20 protein-coding genes and 1 tRNA gene are annotated in these 14,795 nt (G+C 73.4%); 4 read left to right on the top strand and 17 right to left on the bottom strand.

The features are described from left to right. Positions 1 to 2 precede the first annotated feature (2 nt). Positions 3 to 1,199, bottom strand: coding sequence for an acyltransferase family protein (locus EJG53_RS19345; RefSeq protein WP_125045898.1), 1,197 nt, complete (start codon positions 1,197 to 1,199; stop codon positions 3 to 5). 407 nt (positions 1,200 to 1,606) lie between these two features. On the opposite strand from EJG53_RS19345, the gene EJG53_RS19340 reads away from it, so the two are divergent. Beyond that, positions 1,607 to 2,374 (top strand): DUF4232 domain-containing protein, encoded by a 768-nt coding sequence (locus tag EJG53_RS19340; RefSeq protein WP_125045897.1) that lies wholly within the window; start codon positions 1,607 to 1,609, stop codon positions 2,372 to 2,374. A gap of 90 nt (positions 2,375 to 2,464) precedes the next feature. On the opposite strand, the gene EJG53_RS19335 is transcribed toward EJG53_RS19340, so the two are convergent. Continuing rightward, positions 2,465 to 2,674, bottom strand: a complete 210-nt coding sequence (locus EJG53_RS19335) for a 4-oxalocrotonate tautomerase family protein (RefSeq protein ID WP_125045896.1) — start codon at positions 2,672 to 2,674, stop codon at positions 2,465 to 2,467. 77 nt (positions 2,675 to 2,751) lie between these two features. After that, entirely contained in the window at positions 2,752 to 3,555 is an 804-nt protein-coding gene (locus EJG53_RS19330) for an SDR family oxidoreductase (RefSeq protein ID WP_125045895.1), read from the bottom strand. Positions 3,556 to 3,642: 87 nt separating this feature from the next. On the opposite strand from EJG53_RS19330, the gene EJG53_RS19325 reads away from it, so the two are divergent. Beyond that, positions 3,643 to 4,503 (top strand): helix-turn-helix transcriptional regulator, encoded by an 861-nt coding sequence (locus EJG53_RS19325; RefSeq protein WP_125045894.1) that lies wholly within the window; start codon positions 3,643 to 3,645, stop codon positions 4,501 to 4,503. Positions 4,504 to 4,554: 51 nt separating this feature from the next. On the opposite strand, the gene EJG53_RS19320 is transcribed toward EJG53_RS19325, so the two are convergent. Then, positions 4,555 to 4,887, bottom strand: coding sequence for a helix-turn-helix domain-containing protein (locus EJG53_RS19320; protein WP_125045893.1), 333 nt, complete (start codon positions 4,885 to 4,887; stop codon positions 4,555 to 4,557). Positions 4,888 to 4,951: 64 nt separating this feature from the next. Between EJG53_RS19320 and map the strand changes: the two genes are divergently transcribed. Beyond that, entirely contained in the window at positions 4,952 to 5,734 is a 783-nt protein-coding gene (map, locus tag EJG53_RS19315; protein ID WP_125045892.1) for a type I methionyl aminopeptidase, read from the top strand. Positions 5,735 to 5,810: 76 nt separating this feature from the next. Here map and EJG53_RS19310 read toward each other — a convergent pair. The 4 genes from EJG53_RS19310 to EJG53_RS19295 all read right to left on the bottom strand — a co-directional run bounded on the left by EJG53_RS19310 (position 5,811) and on the right by EJG53_RS19295 (position 7,544). Beyond that, positions 5,811 to 5,897: transfer RNA gene (locus EJG53_RS19310), tRNA-Ser, on the bottom strand. 68 nt (positions 5,898 to 5,965) lie between these two features. Continuing rightward, complete coding sequence (locus EJG53_RS19305) at positions 5,966 to 6,514, bottom strand: nucleoside deaminase (RefSeq protein ID WP_125045891.1); 549 nt, start codon at positions 6,512 to 6,514, stop codon at positions 5,966 to 5,968. 24 nt (positions 6,515 to 6,538) lie between these two features. Next, positions 6,539 to 7,102, bottom strand: a complete 564-nt coding sequence (locus EJG53_RS19300; protein WP_244955221.1) for a tRNA adenosine deaminase-associated protein — start codon at positions 7,100 to 7,102, stop codon at positions 6,539 to 6,541. Between the two features lie 178 nt (positions 7,103 to 7,280). Continuing rightward, positions 7,281 to 7,544: a hypothetical protein gene (locus EJG53_RS19295; RefSeq protein WP_125045890.1), complete on the bottom strand. Its 264-nt coding sequence runs from the start codon at positions 7,542 to 7,544 to the stop codon at positions 7,281 to 7,283. Between the two features lie 459 nt (positions 7,545 to 8,003). Here EJG53_RS19295 and upp point away from each other — a divergent pair, with 459 nt between their 5' ends. Continuing rightward, positions 8,004 to 8,639: a uracil phosphoribosyltransferase gene (upp, locus tag EJG53_RS19290; RefSeq protein ID WP_030018025.1), complete on the top strand. Its 636-nt coding sequence runs from the start codon at positions 8,004 to 8,006 to the stop codon at positions 8,637 to 8,639. 109 nt (positions 8,640 to 8,748) lie between these two features. Here the strand turns inward: upp and EJG53_RS19285 are convergent, their stop codons facing one another. The 9 genes from EJG53_RS19285 to rpmF form a co-directional block, all read right to left on the bottom strand. Beyond that, a complete protein-coding gene (locus tag EJG53_RS19285; protein ID WP_125045889.1) occupies positions 8,749 to 9,408 on the bottom strand; it encodes a LytR C-terminal domain-containing protein in 660 nt (219 codons plus the stop codon). Positions 9,409 to 9,586: 178 nt separating this feature from the next. Continuing rightward, positions 9,587 to 9,883 (bottom strand): type II toxin-antitoxin system VapB family antitoxin, encoded by a 297-nt coding sequence (locus EJG53_RS19280; RefSeq protein ID WP_003986294.1) that lies wholly within the window; start codon positions 9,881 to 9,883, stop codon positions 9,587 to 9,589. A gap of 488 nt (positions 9,884 to 10,371) precedes the next feature. Next, on the bottom strand, positions 10,372 to 11,058 hold the full coding sequence (locus EJG53_RS19275) for a hypothetical protein (protein WP_125045888.1): 687 nt from the start codon (positions 11,056 to 11,058) through the stop codon (positions 10,372 to 10,374). Beyond that, positions 11,055 to 11,759: an RNA polymerase sigma factor gene (locus EJG53_RS19270; RefSeq protein ID WP_174856428.1), complete on the bottom strand. Its 705-nt coding sequence runs from the start codon at positions 11,757 to 11,759 to the stop codon at positions 11,055 to 11,057. The genes EJG53_RS19275 and EJG53_RS19270 overlap by 4 nt, the downstream gene beginning before the upstream one ends. Before the next feature lie 34 nt (positions 11,760 to 11,793). Further along, positions 11,794 to 12,333 carry an LPXTG cell wall anchor domain-containing protein gene (locus EJG53_RS19265; protein ID WP_167515138.1) on the bottom strand — a complete coding sequence of 180 codons (540 nt, stop codon included), beginning with the start codon at positions 12,331 to 12,333 and terminating at the stop codon, positions 11,794 to 11,796. A 111-nt stretch (positions 12,334 to 12,444) separates the two neighbouring features. Then, complete coding sequence (locus EJG53_RS19260; RefSeq protein ID WP_125045886.1) at positions 12,445 to 12,744, bottom strand: hypothetical protein; 300 nt, start codon at positions 12,742 to 12,744, stop codon at positions 12,445 to 12,447. Positions 12,745 to 12,927: 183 nt separating this feature from the next. Continuing rightward, the gene (locus tag EJG53_RS19255) at positions 12,928 to 13,323 is read right to left on the bottom strand and encodes a Fur family transcriptional regulator (protein WP_125045885.1); all 396 of its coding nucleotides are present in this window, start codon (positions 13,321 to 13,323) and stop codon (positions 12,928 to 12,930) included. After that, positions 13,308 to 14,531: a GTP-binding protein gene (locus EJG53_RS19250; protein ID WP_125045884.1), complete on the bottom strand. Its 1,224-nt coding sequence runs from the start codon at positions 14,529 to 14,531 to the stop codon at positions 13,308 to 13,310. Before EJG53_RS19250 ends, EJG53_RS19255 begins: the two co-directional genes overlap by 16 nt. Positions 14,532 to 14,537: 6 nt before the next feature. Further along, positions 14,538 to 14,708: a 50S ribosomal protein L32 gene (rpmF, locus tag EJG53_RS19245; RefSeq protein ID WP_030018017.1), complete on the bottom strand. Its 171-nt coding sequence runs from the start codon at positions 14,706 to 14,708 to the stop codon at positions 14,538 to 14,540. Between the last annotated feature and the right edge of the window lie 87 nt (positions 14,709 to 14,795).

Raw genomic sequence — 14,795 nt, 5'->3', positions numbered from 1 at the left:
GGTCATCGTGACGAAGTAATTGTACGTTCAACCTCATCTCTCGCGGGGCTGCCTACGCCCCGGGGATCGTCGGGTATCGATATCCGTACCGGCGGCATCTCGGGCTGCCGGACGGGCTTGCGGCGCGGGGTCATGTGCCGGCGTGCGTCTTCGACCCCCTTCCGCATGACGGTCCGCAGCCACTTCCCGACCGGACGCTCGACGAAGCGGTGGATGAGCCAGGCGGCGACCAGCATGAGCGCCGTCACCGAGAGCACCAGGACCGGCGCGGAGACCCGGTTCCGGAAGTGGTGGATCAGGGTCATGCCGATGTTCAGGTGGATGAGGTAGAGCGGGTACGTGAGCGCGCCCGCGGTGATGAGCCACTTCCACTGGATCCGGTCGAACGCGCCCAGGGCGATCGCGCCGACCAGGGCGAAGCCCGCGACGATGATCAGTCGGGCCGGCCAGCCGGGCAGGGCGGACGCGGCGGCCTTGCCCAGGCTCGTGGCCATGCGGTAGTCGATGTACCGCTGGGCGAGCACCAGTTGTACGGCGATCAGGGCCCACAGGACCGCGTTCTGCCCGTGGCGCCGCATGAGGTGGAAGACGATGCCCGCGATGAAGAACGGCGCGTACTGCGGCATCGCGAACGCGGTCAGCAGCGGCGTGTCCAGGCCCGGGGCGAGCGCGGCGGCCGCCGTCCACACGCCGCACAGGATCAGGCAGTTGCGGTAGGTGACGCCGAACCACACCACCGCGACCATGATCAAGTAGAACTTGAGCTCCACGAAGAGCGTCCAGTACACCGGGTCCACGTCGGGCGCGTCGCTCCCGGACTGGAGCATCGCCAGGTTGTTGATCACCCGGTCCAGGCCCCGGAAGGAGTCGACCTCCGGCCACAGTTTGACGACCACCGTCGTGAGCAGGATGCCCGCCCAGTAGGCGGGGAACAGCCGGGAGACGCGGGAGACGGCGAAGTCGCCCAGCGAGCGGCCCCACACGCTCATACAGATGACGAAGCCGCTGATGAGGAAGAAGATCTCGACACCGAGCCAGCCGTACTGGGCCGCGGTGCGGGTGGCCGGGAAGATCGTGCCCGTGTCGTGTTCCCACGGCTTGGCGAGTGCGACGTAGTGGTAGAAGACCACCATCAGCGCGGCCAGCAGCCGTAGCCCGTCCAGCGCGGCGAGCCTGTTTCCCGAGCGGAGCCCGGCCATCGTGTACCCCCTAGAACGCCCAGGTCACGGGCGCTTCATGCCTACAGATGGAGACGGACACAGGTCACGGGGACCGGTGCCCAGGACGTCTGCGTCTCCTGTGTTCACCGGTCAGCAGGTGATGGGATGCCATATCCGGAAAATCCGGCAGAGCCGGTTGCGTCTGCCGTTGATGATGAGCGTGGGGCAGATGCGGTTCCGCGCGAAACGGTCAATTGGTGACCCGCGGCAGCTTTGGCAAGTCCGGGTGTGGGTGGGGGAGTCGCCGCTTTTCCGTCCCGGCTCGCTCCGGCGGTGGGGGCGTTAGCGGGGTGTTAGCGGTGCGGCAGCCCCGCGCCAAGGGCCCTGGACAGAGTGGGTGACGTACCGAGGAGACCACGGAAGACCGACCGCCCCGGGGGGCCGCAATGACCGCCGACACCACCGTCCGTACCGTCCGCCGCCGTACCCTGCGCATCGCCGCCGCGGCCCTGACCGCGGTCGCCGGTCTGACGCTGACCGCCTGCTCCGGATCGGACGCGGGCACCAAGACCGCGAACCGGGCGGATTCGGGTGTGGCCGCGGCGGAGCCCGGTGGTGCGGGGGCCTCGGCGGGGGTGCAGGGGGCGGAGCCCGAGGCGGGGTCCGGCGCTCAGGGCTCGGGGGCGCAGGGTGGTTCCGAGGCGAAGGGCGGCAGCAAGTCGGGCGGCGCGGGCGGGGGCAAGCGGGCGGGTGGCTCGCACGCCGGCGGCGGCAAGGCCGCGGCCGGCGTTCAGCGCTGCCACACCTCCAACCTGACGGCCGTCTTCGCCACCGGCGAGGACGCGGTCCCCGACCCGGACGCCGACGGCGGCACCACCACCAGCATCGTGCTCACCAACAAGGGCAGCCGCGCCTGCAAGATCGGCGGCTTCGCCGGCATCGACCTCAGGCCCGACGCCGGCGGCCCCGGCTGGCCCCTGGCCCGCTCCAGCGCCCAGCACGGCTCCATCACCCTCGCCCCCGGCGAGAGCACCGACTTCACCCTCAACCTCGGCATGGCCAAGGAGAACGCCGAAGACTCCTGGCTGCCCCGGACCGTCGCCGTCACCCCGCCCGACGAGACCACCTCCCTGACCCTGAAGTGGCCCTGGGGCCCCCTCGTCGACCAGCGCGGCGCCACCCACCCCGCCACCTTCGTCAACCCCATCGGCTGACCCCGGCCGACTTCGGGGACCGAGTGTCCCGAGTGATCCGAGTGAGCCGCCCGGTCCGCACGCTCCCGTGCGGACCGGGCTCTTGCCTCGTCAGGCTTCGCCGTTGAGCATGGCGGCGGTCAGGACGTTGCCGCCGACGCCCCAGCCGCCGTCGGCGACCTCGTCGACCAGGACGACGGTGGTGGGACGGGCCCGCTCGCCGTAGATCTCCGCGTACAGATCGGTGGTGCGCTCGACGATCTTCTTCTTGTCCTCGGCGGTGACGGTGCCCGCGGGGACCTTGAAGTGGGCGAAAGGCATGGTGTTTCTCCTTGATGTGGTTACTTACGGCCCTTCAGGAGCCGGGGAGACGCTCGGGGGGCGGCGTGCCGGTCAGGTCACACCAAGCCCCCGTTGGCCCGCAGGACCTGCCCGTTGACCCAGTGCCCTGCCGGGCTGGAGAGGAAGGCGACCACCTGGGCGATGTCCTCGGGAGTGCCCAGCCGCTCCAGGGGCGGGGCCTCGGCGAGCTGGTCGACCTGCTCGGGCGTCTTGCCTTCGAGGAACAGGTCCGTGGCCGTGGGGCCGGGCGCGACGGTGTTGACGGTGATGTCCCGCCCGCGCAGCTCGCGGGCGAGGATCAGCGTGAGCGCCTCGACCGCCGCCTTGCTCGCCGCGTACGCGCCGTAAGCAGGGAACCGGGTGCCGACCACGGAGGTCGAGAACCCCACGAACGCGCCGCCCGCGCGCAGCCGCCGGGCGGCCTGCTGGGCGACGACGAAGGTGCCCCGGATGTTGGTGCGGTGTACGGCGTCGAGCACCGCCAGGTCGAGATCGGCGACCGGTGACAGGGCGAGGCGGCCGGCGCAGTTCACCACGACGTCGACGCCGCCGAACTCCCGCTCCGCCCGCTCGAACAGGGCGGCGACCGCGTCCTCGTCCGCCACGTCCGCCCGCACGGCGATCGCCCGCCCGCCGGCGGCGCCGACCGCTGCCGCCGTCTCCTCGGCGGCAGCCGCGTCGTGGGCGTAGTTCACCACGACGGCCAGGCCGTCCTGGGCGAGCCGGAGGCAGACCGCCCGGCCGATGCCGCGTGATCCGCCGGTGACGACGGCGACCCGTCCGGCCGCCGCGGCGGGACCGGGAGCGGGTGCGGGAGCGGGGCCGGATACATGGGCGGGAGGGGGGTGGTTGGCAGTCATGTCCCCCACGATGCGCGGTGCCGGGCGGCGCAACCAGGGGATGTCATCCCCTGGGTCACCGGCCCGGCCGGGCGCACAATGCGAGACATGGGGTCTGCGAAATACACCGAGCTGGGAGCCTTCCTGCGCTCGCGGCGTGCCCGTATCCGCCCGGCCGACGTGGGGCTCACCCAGGGGCCGCGCCGCCGGGTGCCCGGACTGCGCCGGGAGGAGGTCGCCCAGCTCGCCGGCGCGTCGGCGGACTACTACAACGAACTCGAACGCGGCGCCGGCTCCCAGCCCTCCGAACAGATGATCGCCGCGCTGGCCAGGGCCCTGCGCCTGACCGCCGACGAGCGCGACTACCTCTACCGCCTGGCCGACCGCCCGGTGCCCGCCCACGGCGGACCCGCCTCGCACGTCCACCCCGGCATGCTCGACCTGCTCACCCGTCTGCCCTCGACACCCGCCCAGGTCATCACCGACCTGCACGTCACCCTCGTACAGAACCGACTGGCGGTGGCGCTGCTCGGCGACCACTCCGGCCTCCGCGGCGCCCGGGCCAGCTTCGTCCACCGCTGGTTCACCGAACCCGAGGCCCGGCAGTTGTACCCGGAGGCCGACCACCCGGCCCAGTCCCGGGCCTTCGTCGCCGACCTGCGGGCGGCCGCCGCCCGGCGCGACGCCAAGGACACCGAGGCCCGCTCGATGATCAGCTCGCTGCTCGCCGCCTCCGCCGAATTCGCCGCCCTGTGGGCCGACCACGACGTGGCGTTCCGGCGCGACGACCGCAAGCGCCTCGTCCACCCCGCACTCGGTCTGATCGAGGTCAACTGCCTCAACCTGTTCAGTGAGGACGGCCGCCAGCGCCTCCTCTGGTTCACCCCCGCGGCCGGCACCGACAGCGCCGGCCTCCTCGACCTGCTGGCCGTCCTCGGCACCCAGGAAGTCACGGGCCCGGCGCGCTGACCGCTTTCCGTACGCGCTGTGCGTACGCCCGCGTCGGTCCGCCCCGGCTCGCTACACGGCCAACGACGGATGCCGGGTGACCGGCAGCACCGACTCCTCATCGACGGCCGCCTCCACCCGGTCCACCCGGTCCACCCCGTCCACCCGGTTCATCTCGGCCCAGACGGCGTCGAGGGACAGCCCGAGGGTGTCGGCGATCGCGGCGATGGTCGGGAAGGCGGGGGTGGCCACCCGGCCGGATTCGATCTTCCGCAGGGTCTCCGGCGAGATGTGGGCGGCGAGCGCCACCTCCAGCATCGAGCGGCAGCCCCGGGCTCGGCGGAGCAGGGCGCCGAGGCGCTGTCCGCGTGCTACCTCGGCGGGGGTGAGCGGCAACCTGACCATGACCCCATTCTAATACCGGTATAGTTTGACCGGGATAGTTATTGGACCAACGGGAAAGGCCCCCATGATCGAGATCCTGAACGCCGCGCGGCTCGACCGGGCGAGGGGCGCCGGCGCCCTGGTCGGAGACATCCTCCACACGCTGAAGCAGCGCAGCGCGGTCGGGACGAACCTGCTGGACATCGACCAGTGGGCCAAGGAGATGATCACCGAGGCGGGGGCGCAGTCCTGCTACGTCGACTACGCGCCGTCCTTCGGACGCGGCCCGTTCGGGCACTACATCTGCACGGCCGTCAACGACGGGGTGCTCCACGGCCGGCCGCACAACTACACGCTGGCGGACGGGGATCTGCTGACCCTCGACCTCGCCGTGTCCCTGCGCGGGGTGGCCGCGGACGCCGCGATCAGCTTCCTGGTGGGCGAGGCCCGGCCCGCGGAGAGCGTCGCGCTGATCGAGACGACCGAACGCGCACTCGCCGCCGGCATCGCCGCCGCCGAGCCCGGGGCGCGCATCGGCGACCTCTCGCACGCCATCGGCACCGTCCTCAGCGAGGCGGGCTACCCGATCAACACCGAGTTCGGCGGTCACGGCATCGGCTCGACCATGCACCAGGACCCGCACGTCGCGAACACCGGCCGCCCCGGCCGCGGCTACAAGCTGCGCCCCGGACTGCTGCTCGCCCTGGAGCCCTGGATCATGACCGACACCGCCACCCTCGTCACCGACGCCGACGGCTGGACACTGCGCAGCGCGACGGGCTGCCGGACCGCGCACAGCGAGCACACCATCGCCATCACCGACGACGGGGCCGAGATACTCACGCTGCCTTCGCGGGCGCGGGCGTAAGGGGACCTGCGGAGCGGGCAGCGCGCGCAAAACACCCCCCTGACCGCGTTTTCGCAGATCAGGGGGGTGTTACAAGCGGTAGCGGTGGGATTTGAACCCACGGAGAGGTTGCCCCCTCACGCGCTTTCGAGGCGCGCTCCTTCGGCCGCTCGGACACGCTACCGAGAGGAACTCTAGCCCACGGGGGGCCGTACGCCGAAATCGGTATCCGGTGGTGGGGGTGTGCGGGGGTCAGCGGGAGCGGAAGAAGGTGGTCAGGAGGTCGGCGCAGGGGGTGGCGAGGACGTCGGTGATCACCTCGGGGCGGTGGTTGAGGCGGCGGTCGCGTACGACGTCCCACAGGGAGCCGGCGGCGCCCGCCTTCTCGTCGGCCGCCCCGTAGACGACGCGGTCCAGGCGGGACAGGACGATGGCGCCCGCGCACATCGTGCACGGCTCCAGGGTGACGACGAGGGTGCAGCCGGTCAGCCGCCAGTCGCCGGCCTGCCGCCCGCCGTCGGGAGGCGTGCCGTCGGAACGGGTGCCGCGCAGGGTGCGGGCCGCCTCGCGGATGGCGAGGACCTCGGCGTGCGCGGTCGGGTCGCCGGTGGCCTCGCGTTCGTTGCGGCCGGTGCCGATGACCGTGCCGTCGGGGGACAGCACGACGGCGCCCACCGGGACGTCACCGGCCCCGGGGGCACGGGCAGCCTCGTCCAGCGCCCGTCGCATCGCCGCGGTCCAGGGATCGCGCAGCGGGTCGGGCGCCGGGGTGTGGAGGGGGTCGGGCAAGGAGGCGGTCATGCCTCCCAGTGTCCGTGACGGGGGTTACCTCACGGCCTCCAGGACATCCGTGCAGCCGAGGGCGTCGGCGATCTCGGACAGCGCGTCGGTGTCGAGCGCGAGCAGCTCCTTGTCGCCGATGCCCAGGTCGGTCAGCAGGCCCGGGTCGCCGAGCGGTCCCGGCGGTGGCGCGGGGGCGCCGGCGGCCGCCGCCGTCCCGTCGCCCTCGCCCGGACCGTCCGCCGGGTCGGGTTCGCCGTCCTCGGTACCGTCCAGGTCGAGGCTGTCGAGGTCGTCGGTGCCGTCCTCGTCGCGGCCGAGCAGTTCGTCGGTGAGCATCGCTCCGTACGAGCTGCGGGCAGCGGCGGCGGCGTTCGAGACGAAGATCCGTGGATCGTCCTCGCCGTCCACACGGACGACGCCGAACCACGTGCCTTCCTGCTCGATGTATGCCACCACCGTGTCGTCGTCGACCGCGGCCTCACGGGCCAGGTCGGCCAGATCGGTCAGGGTCTCCACATTGTCGAGCTCCGTGTCGCTCGCTTCCCACCCGTCTTCGGTGCGCGCGAGCAGTGCGGCGAAGTACACCGTGACTCTCCCACTGGTCATAGGCGTGCCGGGCCGGACGGGGCGGCGCCTCGGCGCCGCAGGTCCCCGCCCATCGGAATCGTGGCAGAAACAACGCGATTGCGCGGGGTCTTCGGCGTTGCGTCGTGCGGGCGATATGAGAGATGTGGCTCACGTCTTGTGGGACGAGAGGTTCTGATGGGGCAAAAGTGACGTTCGGCTACCAGCGGAACGTGCGCATTCTCATGGCCTGCCGCATCCGCGCGGCCCGGGCGCGGCGCGGCTGGACGCGGTCGCGCAGCTCCTTGGCCTCGTTGAGCTCGCGCAGGAACTGGGCGCGTCGCCGTCGGCGTGCCGCGTCGTTCTCGCCGCCGGTGGCGCCTTCGTCGACGGGGTCGGCGGGGGCGTCTGTGTCGGGAGGGGTGGAGGGGCGTGGTGCAGGGGTGGTGGCCGGCTTGCCGGGCGGGTCGGTGGCCGGGGTCATGAGCGGGGGTGCGGTGCGCTTCGCGGACGGGCGCGGGGCCGGGGGCTGGTCCGGGGTCCGGTCAGGTGCCCGGTCTGCCGTCCGGCCCGCTGTTTCCCGGGGTTTCTGGGGTTCGGGGGCTGCCCGGGGCGGTCGTACGGGGCGGGAGCCGACGCCTCTGCCGGTCCGGCGTGGGTTCGCGGAGCCTTCGCCGCGCCCACCGGTCCCGCTACTGCCGCTCGCGCCGCGTCCGGTACCGCGCCCGGCACCGCGTCCGTTGCCGCTCCCATTCCCGTCGGGCACGCCGTACACCGCCTTGGGACGAGGTCCGTGCCCGGCACCGGTGCTGCGTACCGGGCGTTTGTGCCCACTTTCCCCCGGACCGGTGGTTCGATGCCAACGGGAACGGAATCGCTCTCCGGGCCGCACGGCACGGACGGGCGGGCACCGGCGCCCGTGACCTCGGCTACTGTCGATGTCATGCGGATCCACGTCGTCGACCACCCGCTGGTGGCGCACAAACTCACTACCCTGCGCGACAAGCGCACCGATTCCCCGACCTTCCGGCGTCTCGCCGACGAGCTGGTCACCCTGCTCGCGTACGAGGCCACCCGCGATGTGCGGACCGAGCAGGTCGACATCGAGACCCCGGTGACGGCGACCACCGGAGTGCGGCTGTCCCACCCCCGCCCGCTGGTCGTACCGATCCTGCGGGCCGGTCTGGGGATGCTGGACGGCATGGTCCGGCTGCTGCCCACGGCCGAGGTCGGCTTCATGGGAATGGTCCGCAACGAGGAGACGTACGAGGCCCACACGTACGCCACGCGGATGCCGGACGACCTCTCGGGCCGCCAGGTGTACGTGGTCGACCCGATGCTGGCCACCGGCGGCACGCTGGTCGCGGCGATCCGCGAGCTGATCAACCGCGGTGCGGACGACGTCACCGCGATCTGCCTGCTGGCGGCGCCCGAGGGCGTCGAGGTGATGGAGCGCGAGCTGGCCGGCGCGCCGGTGACGGTCGTCACGGCGGCCGTGGACGAGTGCCTGGACCCCGACCGCTACATCGTCCCCGGCCTGGGTGACGCGGGCGACCGGATGTACGGCACGGCGGGCTGAGGCCGCCGCTCCTCGGAGGCGGGTGGGCGTCCGGGCCGGGTGTTTGTCCCGGGCGGGCGCTCGTCCCTGGGCCGGTGCCCGTCCCGGCCGGGCGCTCGGCCCGCGCCGGTCACTTGCGGCAGCGCGGGTCCGTCTTGGGCTGCGCCGTCAGCGCGGTGAGCGCCTTCTGGGCCGCGGCCGGCTCGGCCAGCGCCTTGAACGTGTCGCCGATGAGCAGATCGACGTCGCCCGTCTTACGGGTGTCGGTCTTCGGCTCCGCGCCGGCGAGCTGCGTGCCCAGCACCTTCTGGGCGCCCTCGGACGTCGTCTGCGCGCCCAGCAGTACGCCGGTGCCCTTGATCTTCTTGTCGTAGGCGGGCGGGGCGTTGCCCACCTTGCCGACCTTGAAGCCGCGCTTCTTCAGCTCGTCCGCGGTCGTCTTGGCGAGTCCGCCGCGGGCGGTCGCGTTGAAGACGTTGACGGTGACGTCGGCGGGCTTCGGCAGCGACTTGCCCGTACCGGCCGCCATGGCGCCGGCCGGCTTCGTGCCGTCCCCGCCCTTGTCGGGGCACTTCTTCTTGTCCTGCGCGGCCTGGGCCGTACCGCCCCGGCCGCCGAAGACGTCGATGAGCTGCAACGTGCCCCAGCCGGCCAGGGCCAGGGCGCAGACGGCGGCGGTGATCGCGAGGGCGATCCGCCGGCGGTGACGGGGGCGGCGCATCCGTGGATATCTGTCGCCCGTGATGCGGTACTTCTTACCGCCCATGCCAGGGGGCGTCAGCATGCTCATGTTCGCAGCGTAGTGCGGGGCCGGTCCCGTGCCTATCAAATGATCAATACGCGTCGTGAGGCCCACCCGAAAGGGCCAATACCGTGCGCCGATCAGGTGGCGGGCCGTGTCGGACGGCGGCTGCGGGGCCCGCGGCCCCGTACGCGGACCGCCTGTCCCGGGTGGGCCGGCCGGTACGTCAGCCCAGTTCCAGGACGCGGGCGTGCAGCACCTGGCGCTGCTGGAGGGCGGCGCGCACGGCGCGGTGCAGCCCGTCCTCCAGGTAGAGGTCGCCCTGCCACTTCACGACATGGGCGAAGAGGTCGCCGTAGAAGGTGGAGTCCTCGGCGAGCAGCGTCTCCAGGTCGAGCTGCTGCTTGGTCGTCACCAACTGGTCGAGGCGTACCGGACGAGGGGCGACGTCCGCCCACTGGCGGGTGCTTTCCCGGCCGTGGTCCGGGTACGGCCGCCCATTTCCGATGCGCTTGAAGATCACACGGAAAGCCTACCGGGCCACCGGCTCCGGGCGCAGCCATGCGGCCGGAGAGCGAAGACGGCAAAGAGGGGCATTTCCGGAGTGGGGCGGGAAGAAGGCGGCTGACGGGCGGCGTCGGGGAGGTGGCGCGCGTCCCGCGCGGCCATGGTCGGGAAAGGGCCGCTCCCGGCGCCGGAAGGCGGCCGCCGCCCCGGGAAAAGTGGCGCGGCGTACGTCCGAGGACGGCTGGAACTGAGCGTTCGGCGGGGTGCGGTGGGCGGGGCGGGCGGGCGCGGCAGGGCGTAAAGAAGGCCGAATTCCGCAAAGTCCGTGAAGGATGGGGTGTGGGGGAATTCGACACGATCGGAGTACTGGTCGTCGCGCCGGGCGGACGACGGGCGGGGGGAGTGCTAAGTCCGTCCCGTTCCCGAGTCCCCCTCCCGTCCCGCCCGTACGCGCAGTCGTAGTACGTGCGTACGGCGAGGCGCGTGTGTCTGGCTGCGCGCCCCTCAATGCCTGGATGCGCTGCTCGGGTCCGCCGCCCGGCCCGACGGCCGCGATGGCCGCGTGTCGGGCACCACCGTCGCCGAACGGCCCGTCCCGGCCGGGGGCGGCGAGGACGTCTGCCGCCGGGCCTTCGAGGGGGTGGCACCGCCACTCGGGCCGGGAGAGGCCGCGCTCGGAACGGACGCGCCGGGCCGCGCGGTGAGGCCCGGTGACGGGGAGTGCTTCGGAGGGGAAGAGGTGGCCGCGCCGGCGGGGGGCGACGGGGTGGGGGTGGGTTCGGCGGATTCGGGACCGGTCGGTGTGGGGCGGGGCGGTACGGGGTGGGGCGTGGCCGCGGGCACGGGGCGCGGCGAGACCGGAGTGTCCGGGGCCAGGACCAGGTAGCCCACCGCGGCGGCGGCCACGGTGGCCGCCGCCGTCAGCGGCAGGACGAGGCGCCGCAGCCGTCGGTTGAGGAACGGGCCGCGGCGCAGGTGCGGAGGGCGGGGGGGTGCGGCGGGCCGGAGGTCGCGGAGATCGACCTGGTCGGCACGGGCCGCGAGGGCGAGGCGCAGCCGTGCTTCTACGGGGTGGGCGTCCGTGGACTGCTGGGGGGCACCGGGCTGTCGGGGTTCTGCGGGCTGCCGGATGTCTCCGGGCTCCCGGGGATCTCCGGGAGCGGGCCCGGCCCCTGGGCTGTGCGGTGTCATGGCCGCGCCTCCAGCATCTTCTCCAGGGAGTCCAGCGCGCGGCTGGCGATCGACTTCACCGCGCCGCGGCTGATGCCCAGCGTGGCCGCGATCTGCGCCTCGGTCAGTTCGCCCCAGTACCGCAGGACGAGGACCTCGCGGCGGCGGGTGGTCAGGCGGCCGAGGGCGGCGAGGACCTCGCGGTGCTCCTCGTCGAGCACGACGCGTTCCTCGGCGGAGGGCGCGTCCGTCTCGTGCGGGGGTGTGTAGTCGCGGGCCGTGCGCCGGCGCCGCAGGACCGAGCGGGCCGCGTTGACCACGGCGGTACGCAGGTACGCGAGGGCGTTGTCGACCTCGTCGAGGCGTTCGCCGTGGCGCTTGTAGAGGGCCGCGAACGCGTCCTGGACGACGTCCTCGGCCGTCGCCCGGTCGTCCACCAGCAGCACCGCCAGCCGCACCATGGACAGCCGGTGGGCGTGGTAGAGGTCCGTGATGGTGGGGCTCTCGTCGGGGAGGCGGGCGGCCGGGCCGTCGCCGGGGAGGTGCGCGGTGGGGCCGACGGGGCCGGTGGGGCCGGTCCGGGCGGCGGACCGCTGGGCGGGCGCCGGGCCGTCCACGTGCTGCGGCGCCGTGGCGCGGGTGAGCAGGCGCCGGCGCAGGGCGCGCCAAGGCCCCGGCACGGCGGACCGTGCCGGGGTGAGGGACGCGGCGGCGAACTCCATCGGTTCCTCGGCCGTCGGTGGCGCTGCGGGTGGCTCAGGCGGCGCTGTTGCGGCGGCGGGCGGCGTACACGGCACCACCGCCCCCGGCGATCAACAGGGCGGCTCCGGCGCCCAGCGCCACGTTGGTGGTGGTGGAGGTGCCGGTCTCGGCGAGTTCGTCCTTCTTGGCGTGCGAGGGCGCGGGGGCGGGCTTCGCGGAGGAGTCGCCGGACGGCTGGGCGGCATCGGTGCCGCCGGAGCCCTGGCCGGGCACCCTGCTCGCGCTCGGCACGGGGTGCGGCGCGCGGCTGGGCTCGGCGCTCGGGCGCGAGGCGGACGGACTGCTCGTCTCGGGGACCGGCTTGGGGGCGGTGCGGCCCGCCTCCGGGGCGGCGCTGGGGGCGCTCGCCTGCGGGGTCCGCTCTTCGGCGTGTGCCGTACCGGTCAGGGAGAGCGCGGGCAGGGCGACCGCGACCAGCAGCCCGGCGGTCACGGCGCTCCGTACCCTGCGGCGGGCCCCGCGCCCGGCGCCGCCGGACAGCGCGTACGAGGTGGCGGACGAGGAGGACGAGGCGGAGGTACGAGAGTCGTTCACGATGGCTGCTCCACGATCGGCGGGACGGCGCCGGACGGCGCCCTCACCCGTCACGACGTGCGGGAGTCGCGGGGGTTGCCGGTGGGGCGGGAAATTTTCGCGGGCCGCGTCTCAGTGGTCGTCCCAGTGGTCCTCGTGCGCCGCGTGCCGGTGGCCGTCGTGGACGAAGTCGACATGGGTGCCGTGCGGTACGGAGACGTGGCCGCAGCCGGGGCGGTGGTCGTGGGCGTGACCTTCGTGAACGGTGTGGGCGGCAGGCTCGCACTCGTCGGCGTGGTCGCCGTGCGGGCGGTGGAGGTGGCCGTCGTGGACGTAGTCGACGTGATCGTCGTGGGGTACGGCGACGTGGCCGCAGCCGGTGCCGTGCTCGTGGGTGTGGTGCGGATGCGGTGTGTGGGTGGTGGCTGTCATGGCGGGCGCCTTCTTTCCTTCCTCGCCGCTTCCCCCCCTTGTCGCGGATGCGCGGCGGATCGGCCGCGGATTCGCCCGGGATGCGCGCCCCCTCTTCGAGTCTCCCGCCGCCCGGCGCCGGGCGCATCGCGGTACGGGCCGCGTAGCCCGTGCCCCCGGAGCATGTGGCCATGGGCTACGGAATTACGCGCGTGCCCCGGTGCAGCGGGCGCAGATGCCGCTGAGTTCCACGGTGTGCTCGACGGCGCTGAAGCCGCTCTCCGCGCCCACCCGCTCCGCCCAGCGCTCCACCACGTCGGAGTCCAGCGGGCGGCTGCGGCCGCAGCGGCGGCAGAGCAGGTAGTGGCGGTGCCCGTCGGCGGGCCGCGGCCGGTAGAGGCGCTCGCCCGCCTCGTCCCGTACGACGTCGACCTGTCCGGTCCGCTCCAGGGCGTGCAGGGCCCGGTAGACGGTGGACAGGCCGACGGGTACGTCGGCGGCGTCCAGGCGCAGGTGCAACTCCTGTGCCGAGACGAAGTCTTGGCACCCGGCCAGGACGCGCAGCACGGCGGCGCGCTGTCGGGTCAGCCGCCCGCCCACGCCGGTTCGCCCTCGTGGTCGCAGCCGTCGTCCACGCCGTACGTGTCCCAGGCCGGGAACGGGTCGGCGCCGTACGCCTCCGTACGCGTCTCGGCGTCCGTGACGAGGCAGTCCCCGAGGGCGGCGTGCAGGGCTGCGGCCCGCAGCCCGGTCCCGATGAAGACCAGCTCCTGGGCGTCCCCGCTCCCGGCGGGGGCGTCCCGGCCGTCTCCGTCCGGGGCGTGGACGCCCGTCGGCTCGAAGCGGGCGACGGAGCCCGCCTGCGACCACAGGCCGGTCACGCGCGGGCGCCCGGCGAGCCGGAAGAAACCTTTGGACCGCAGGATTTCCCCGTACGCACCGCTGTCCATGCCCTCCGTGACGAAGGTCCAGAGCCGGCCGGGGTGGAAGGGGCGCGCGGCGCGGAAGACCGTGCTGGAGATCCCGTACTCCTCGGTCTCCGGTACGTGGTCGCCGTTCAGCTCCCTGACCCAGCCGGGTGCCTGCTGGGCGCGCTCCAGGTCGAAGCGGCCGGTGCCCAGGAGCTCGGCGGGCGCCACCCGGCCGTGCCGGGCGGGGACGATCCGGGCCGCCGGATTCAGCCGGGTGAGGGCGGCCCGCAGGCAGGCGGCCCGCGCCTCGTCCACCAGGTCGAGCTTGTTGACCACGATGACGTCGGCGAACTCGACCTGGTCGACCAGCAGGTCGCTGACGGTCCGCTCGTCGTCCTCGTACGGGGCGAGGCCGCGCTCGGCGAGGCCGTCGCCGCCCGCCAGTTCCTCGTGGAAGTTCGCGGCGTCGACCACGGTGACCATGGTGTCCAGCCGAGCGAGGTCGTTGAGCGTCGCGCCGTCGTCGCGCGGGAACGCGAAGGTGGCGGCCACCGGCAGCGGCTCGGAGATGCCGCTGGACTCGATGAGCAGGTGGTCGAAGCGGCCCTCCCGGGCCAGCCGGGCGACCTCTTCGAGGAGGTCGTCGCGCAAGGTGCAGCAGATGCACCCGTTGACCATCTCGACCAGGCGTTCCTCGGTGCGGGACAGCGCGGCCCGGCCGCCGCGGACGAGCGCGGCGTCGATGCTGATCTCGCTCATGTCGTTGACGATCACGGCGACGCGCAGCCCCGCCCGGTGGTGCAGGACGTGGTTGAGCAGCGTGGTCTTGCCCGCGCCGAGGAATCCGGAGAGCACGGTGACGGGCAGCGGGCCGGCCGGGGGCGGCGACGGGGTCATGGGCGGTCAGTCCTCCGGGCGCAGCAGGCCGAGCCGGTACGCCTTCACCAGGCGGCGCGGCACCTGGTAGACGGAACCGTCCACGGTCACCGGGACCAGGGCGGGCGTGCGGGCCTTCCACTGGGCGCGGCGGTGGCGGGTGTTGCTGCGGGACATCTTCCGCTTGGGAACGGCCATGGTCCGGGAACCTCTCCTGGGCGCGGGGGTGCTGACGGGCACGCGGTGGTGCCGCGCCGCCGTGGGCGGGCGCGGACCCGTGCCGGT

It is taken from the genome of Streptomyces chrestomyceticus JCM 4735 (assembly GCF_003865135.1).
Lineage (GTDB): Bacteria > Actinomycetota > Actinomycetes > Streptomycetales > Streptomycetaceae > Streptomyces > Streptomyces chrestomyceticus.
The sequence above is the reverse complement of the archived record's forward strand: the minus strand, read 5'-3'. Positions and strand labels throughout refer to the sequence as shown.